The following is a 6,629-nucleotide window of genomic DNA, read 5'->3' as shown; positions in this document are numbered from 1 at the left end:
GCCAGCCCGAAAACCTGTTTAGCCCATGAATAGCAGTCAGAAAGTAACATTTTAAAATCAAGAATGAGAGGAAATATAAAGAAAGATCAACAGACAGAGAAAAAGTTCAAAAAAATCCCCAACGAATAGGTCGGGGACTTGTGTATAAGAGACAGGTTTTTCAACGGGGTGACGATAAGTTGTCGACTTATACTATGTAGAAATACTTAGCCTATACCCGCCCGTTACTCTATTGGTTAAAACTGATACTTAATCCCCAGATTAACCGAAGTATCGCTGTAACCGTCGCCCCCAAGCTGCTGGGCAACGTTACTCCAAAGGCTTAAGCGTTTATTCAATTGCCCTTCGGTACCCAGCTTTAATTCACCCACGTTGCGCGTACCGGCCATATTGACTTTGACATCATCCATAGAGGTATAGGCATCAGATTGTTTGCTGTTATATATCCAGTTGGCCTCAGCATAAACGGAAAACAGTTTATCGTTCCCCTTATCCCGATCGCTGACGCCATCGCGAGACACTTTCAATCCTAATCGGGTTTGCAGGTTATCGCTTCCGCCGGACTTAACCCGGGTTCCGTTACTTTCAGTATGGTCATCGGCTTTTAAGCCGTTCCAGATAACCTGCGCCTGAGGTGTAATAAACACATGGCCATTTTCTCCCTGATAAACCGGTAGACGATAGCCAGTTTCTAGCGAGGCGCTATAGCCATTGATGTCATAGCTTTCACTGGCCAGTTTTTCACCATTGACTTGCGCATCCAGCCAGCTGTAGTTAATCCAGCTATCCAAGTACAGGCCATTTAAGGTGTTAGCATCCTGATACCAGGTCGCATACAAGCCTGCGCTATAGCCATCCACCTCACCTTTCGATGAGTAACCGCTCTTGGTTGAATCGGTATGGCTGTTAGCTTTACCATAGCCGAACATCATGCCGATGCCGAGGCGGTCACTGGCTGTAAATGCGGTATTAAACAGTTCGCCGCCGCCTTGAATCACATAACGATTGGTCGAAGTACGTAACTGACCGGAGTTATCACGGAACTTGGTATGAGACCCGACCTGACGTAACCACATGCTGCTGTTTTCAGCCCGCCCTTCCCTGTCTTCCAAACGCAGATTAAACAACGTATTGGCAGCAGCCATATTCGCCATATAGCTACCGGCTTCCGGACGATAAATCGGATCCGGCTTACTTTCCGGCCGCGGCGGTGGAGTCACCACCGGAGGCACGATTACAGTCGGAGGTATCACGACCGGAGGTTCAGTAATCGGTGGTTCTGGTGTCAGTTCAGAACGTAGATACCAGCTACCATTTTCTTCATCTGGTTTGTTTTTATGCAGGAAATATTCATAGGCACCGGCTACAGCACGATTCTTCAGGGTAAACATACCGTCAGACTGGCCCGCTACCTGAATAATTTCGATACCATCGGTAGTCAGAACGCCGCCACCGCCGATGTTATTAACAAATAGATCTGTTTCGCCGGAGGTATTGCCTTTAACAATCAGTTTATCGGTATCAGCGTCGTCATCGGCTAATACGGTATTCATATACAGAGCCCCGCCGCCGTAATAGTTTCCGTCAACGGTCAGAGTCTTAAATGCCCCGTGACTTTCCGGCGGCATAAAGTTAATTCGCCCCTTTTCAAGTAAGTTAAGCTCTGTCACGCTGGAGCTGCCGGTCATATTCCAAACCGCCCCGTTAGCAATATCCAGATTAACTTTGCCTTTACTGGTTGCGCCCGAGGTTGAGGTATAGCTGGTGGCGGTTAAATATGAATTTTCATTATTTAAATTCATATAAATACTGCCACCGTTGGCGGCACCAATATCCCCAATCACCTGCACGGTTCCGGAACCCGAGGTGTTTACATCAACCTGACTTTTAGCCCCTCTGGAAGAAATAGCCCAGTAGATATCGCTATTGTCATTGAGGATAAGCCCTTTTTTAACCTCGACTTTACCGCCGCTGGCGGTCTCTATGCCGGCGATATAGTCAGCCCGGGTGCCTGCTAGTGAAATGGCCAGATCGTCGTTAAATTCCGCTTTACTCACGGCGTTCGCACCACTAGTGACATACACCGCTTTCGCCGAATCTACGCCATTTTTCATGGTAATATCGGTTTTTCCGTTGAATTGCGCCAGACTCTTCAAAACGTATAAACCGGTGTTGTAATAGCCCCCGTTGCTGCTTATCGATAAATCATCATTAGCAACTAATGTTGAGCTATCCTCCAGAGAGACGGCTTTAAGCGAATAACCATCAATCCAATTCCCCGTTACCGGGTGTTTATAACCGGGGCCAGTCCCTAAATCGGTTAAATTTTCGCTCAGCAGGGTGGTTTTATTGTTAAACGTGATATTAGTTGCCATGACATCAATTGCCCGGCCACCATCGATATCGGCAAAAACGCTATCACCCTTAACCGCGGCATCAATTAATGTTTCACCGGTAAACTCAATAAAATTTTTAGTTTTATAAAACTTAGTCTCGAGCGTTGATGTAATACCGGTGCCACCTTTAAGCACAATTGAATCTGCTGCAAACTTTGCCGTATTAGTGACGTCACGAGCGACTGGATTGGAACTTCCGGATGTTGCAGGAATAAATAATGCATGCTCATTAGCCTCAATCCAAATGTTGTCAGCTTTGATATCCAGATTACTTCCTGCAGCCATTTCTATCCCGATTCGTCTATTAACAGAACCGACAGAATCACCGTCAACCTTAACCAAGAAATTTCCACCATCAAAAGCCAGCTCCCCGTTATGCAGGCCTATACCATGGCGATCCGCCGTCATCGACCCCACCATAGGTACCAATACGGTTAGATTAATTTTATTGTCCCCGTCGCTTTTAAAATCAAACTTTCCGCCGGTATCAGCAAATAGACCAAAAACGCTTGAATGACTGGTACGGGTTACTTCATTACTAACAATAAGGTTGCCACCGGTAAAGGTCATCGTTCCGCTAAGTGTGCCCCTTTGATAGGCATACAGCGCAGAGCCCTGATGATAATTTAAAGGTCTGGGATTATTGTTATAGCCCTTTATCGTTAGCGTCTTACCATCATTAATATTGATATTAACTGCACCATTCATCGTATTGATAATTGAACTTTCGTAAGCGGGAAGCCCGGTATACCCGCTGGCATCTAAAAGAACATCACCCTTGCTAACGCTATAACTTCCGCTGGTAATCGGATCAATATTATTGGTATAAATTTTATCGGTTAATTCTGTAGCAGCTTCAGCAAACGGACCACATAAAAAAGAGCCCGCTAATACCACCGGCACTATTTTTTTCCATTGTTTTTTCATTATCTGATAACTCTCCATTTTAATCGCCACGCAAGGGAACCTAATAAAACCACCACAAATCAATAAATAATCAGCACATTTACTTTATTTAAATTAATCTCAATCAAAAACAAAAAACAAAAAATAAAAAAACAACTTATTAACAAAGCAATTACACTAAAATTAAATATGATTAAAAAACCAACAATCAAACTCACAAAATAATTTAAATCAATTAGTTAAAGTAAATTAATTAATAAAATCACAATAAGATCGCAAATAAATCGACCACCTAATTAAATTAAAATTTATTTTACCGCTGACTCATCAATCGAATTTTCAAATTATCAAAACAAGATACTGATATTAAGTTAACTTACAACACATGTTACCACCAAGTAACTTCAGATCAATAGATTAGATCGACAAAAAATCCATAGTTAGAATTTAAACCAAAATAAAGCCGTTATTAAAGACCAAAAATCTAGGCAATATTGGATTGACGATCGAAAATGGCTAAAAATTTAAAATATTTAAATTATTTGAAATAAAATTTTTTAAATACACAAAAGCAACCATTTCAAATGGAATTACTTTTATTTAAAAAATATCTTTTAGTTTAATTTAATTAATACAAAGCATTCGGTTTGATAGCTGTGTGTTATTGAAATATATCTCTAAGCCAGGTACTTCTTCCTTATCTTATATCCTGTAGCCATGCCAAATAGCTGACGTAACAATGCATTACAGCGATCCGGCTAAAATAAGATAATAGAAGACCATTAAAAATCACCTAAATGGAAGCCAGTGAAGCTGTCGACGCGGCCATTCCTGACGAAAATATCATCGCTATATCTTAATCTCAGGGCCGGCATTCAACAACAGAATAATCGCGCTGTCATGCTGGGTATATCAACGGCAATAGGGTATGGTAACGAAAACTTTCAGCAGTTAAGCCATAATTTTTGCGCTGTTAATTTGCTGAATTCCCTTATGTGTGCAACGCTTACTTAATAAGATCTCTGAGCTAAAAATCATGTTATCCGAATTCAGTTATAAACAAACTTTATATAGCGGGCTTGATGCTATTAATGCATTCAGTATTATCGAGGGCGGGTATCTGGAGCACCGGCTTATTTCTTTAGAAAGCGATACATTATGTGCCACCCACCTCTCTCTCGGCCACATCCAAATCAAGTCCGGAAAACATAACTTCCCGATTATCGCCCGGGGTAAAGTGCCGGCTGATACCGTCTACATCGGATTTATGACCATCGGTTCAGAGTCCACCCGTTACAATGGCATCCCGGTAGAAGCAGGCAGAATGCGGTTCTATCCTGAAAATACTGAAATATTTTATCAGGCAAGCGGAGCGGCTGAGTGGTTTGCTTACTCAATACCAAGAGCGATGCTGCAAACGGCGATTGATATTTATTCCGCCGGCCGATTTAAGCTATCCGCCGATCAAATCATGACGTTTCATATAAAGCCGGGCCCTCTTAACCAATTGAAGCAAGAGGTGACCGATATTCTGGATATCGCGAAAAAGATTAATTCAGTGACGCTGGCCGATGCAAAAAACATGGCAGATATATTATCAGATGCGCTAATGAAGGCTTATGTGAAGGCGATATGCACCCCCAGCAACCATATTGAAGATATAAAAAGCGTTGCCTTAAATCGGTTCCATGGTCGATTAGTGATGGACAGTGAACAGTTGGTTTTAAAAAATATGCAACAAAACCTGAAGTCAGGTGGAATCGCCGACTTTACCGGTTATTCATTACGGGCGATGGAGATGATTTTTAAAAACACCGTGGGTATGACCCCGACCCACTGGTTTTTAAACATTCGTCTGAACGGGGCATTACGTGATTTAATGTATCCGAAGGCAAATACCACGGTCTCCGATGTTGCGGATAAATGGGGGTTTCAACATCTTAGCCGCTTCTCTGAACAGTACCGTAAAGTATTCAGAGAGCTGCCGAGCCAGACTCTGGCAAAGGCCCGGAGCAGACAGTCGTAGATGTGAATGTGAAGTACGAGGATGTACATGGACAGTGATTTTGTAAACCTGACAGCAGAAAACCTTTTCAACGAACATTTATGCTGCATTATCCGCAGTAAAAAGCCCCATCCCGGCATTAACGCAAAGCGACAGTGGCTTTCTGATCGACTAACTGAAGGCCATGTATTTAGAAAGTTAAATGCCAAAGCGACGGTCTTTATTGAATACGCCCCTCTTGAAACCGCTTGGGTGCCGATAATCGGTGACAACTATTACTACCTGTATTGCTTATGGGTTTCCGGCAGCCACAAAGAAAAAGGGTATGGAAAGTCGCTGATGGCGTACTGTTTGGCCGATGCCAAGCAAAAGGGTAAATCCGGCATTTGCATGCTCGGGGCAAAAAAACAAAAATCCTGGCTTTCTGACCAATCATTTGTCAAAACCTACGGCTTCGAGGTTGTTGACACTACCGATAACGGATATGAATTGCTGGCACTCTCGTTTGACGGAACAACGCCAAAGTTCGCACCAAATGTTAAAAAACAACCAATTAAAAATCAAGAGCTAACGATTTATTACGATATGCAATGCCCCTATATTTACCAAAGCATTGAGATGATAAAGCAGTATTGTGAGATGAATGATGTTCCACTATCACTTATTCAGGTGGATACGCTACAAAAAGCCAAGGAATTGCCCTGCGTCTTTAATAACTGGGCAGTGTTTTATAAAGGCGTTTTTGAGACCGTAAATTTGTTAGATGTGACTTACTTAAAGAGAATACTTAAAAAATAATAGCGACTGTGTTAGAGAGCTAACGCTATTTAACAGACCGATAAGCAGCGAAGATCGCCATATATCGAAACCGTCACTCCGTTGGAAAATTTGTCTCTTGATCAGATCAAAACGGGGTCCAGCCCTTAAGCCGTTCCCACGGTCGTCATCCCCGTGAAAACGGGGATCCGGCACTTGAACTTGACCGTAATCCCTTGGTTATTAGGTCGTACTTCTTAGTTATTGAACCAAAATCACAATATTAATATCAGGCCCTGTCGCGAATCATCCGCCCCTTAACCAAGCGCTAATTGGTGAGCTAAAACCTGGATCACCGCTTTCGCGGAGATGACGGAGGTGGGTAACTTTTTCGTCACCCCGTTGAAAAACCTGTCTCTTATACACAAGTCCCCGACCTATTCGTTGGGGATTTTTTTGAACTTTTTCTCTGTCTGTTGATCTTTCTTTATATTTCCTCTCATTCTTGATTTTAAAATGTTACTTTCTGACTGCTATTCATGGGCTAAACAGGTTTTCGGGCTGGC

Annotated in this window: 3 protein-coding genes; 2 read left to right on the top strand and 1 reads right to left on the bottom strand. The window is 42.6% G+C overall.

Annotated elements, in window-relative coordinates:
* Positions 1–236: 236 nt before the first annotated feature.
* Positions 237–3,323, bottom strand: coding sequence for an autotransporter family protein (locus tag YWE_RS29215; RefSeq protein WP_029096132.1), 3,087 nt, complete (start codon positions 3,321–3,323; stop codon positions 237–239).
* Between the two features lie 1,015 nt (positions 3,324–4,338).
* Between YWE_RS29215 and YWE_RS29210 the strand changes: the two genes are divergently transcribed.
* Positions 4,339–5,328 carry a helix-turn-helix domain-containing protein gene (locus YWE_RS29210; protein WP_029096131.1) on the top strand — a complete coding sequence of 330 codons (990 nt, stop codon included), beginning with the start codon at positions 4,339–4,341 and terminating at the stop codon, positions 5,326–5,328.
* 27 nt (positions 5,329–5,355) lie between these two features.
* A complete protein-coding gene (locus tag YWE_RS0120275; protein WP_029096130.1) occupies positions 5,356–6,105 on the top strand; it encodes a GNAT family N-acetyltransferase in 750 nt (249 codons plus the stop codon).
* The last annotated feature ends 524 nt before the right edge of the window (positions 6,106–6,629 follow it).

Source organism: Budvicia aquatica DSM 5075 = ATCC 35567 (assembly GCF_000427805.1).
Taxonomy (GTDB): Bacteria; Pseudomonadota; Gammaproteobacteria; order Enterobacterales; family Enterobacteriaceae; genus Budvicia; species Budvicia aquatica.
The sequence above is the reverse complement of the archived record's forward strand: the minus strand, read 5'-3'. Positions and strand labels throughout refer to the sequence as shown.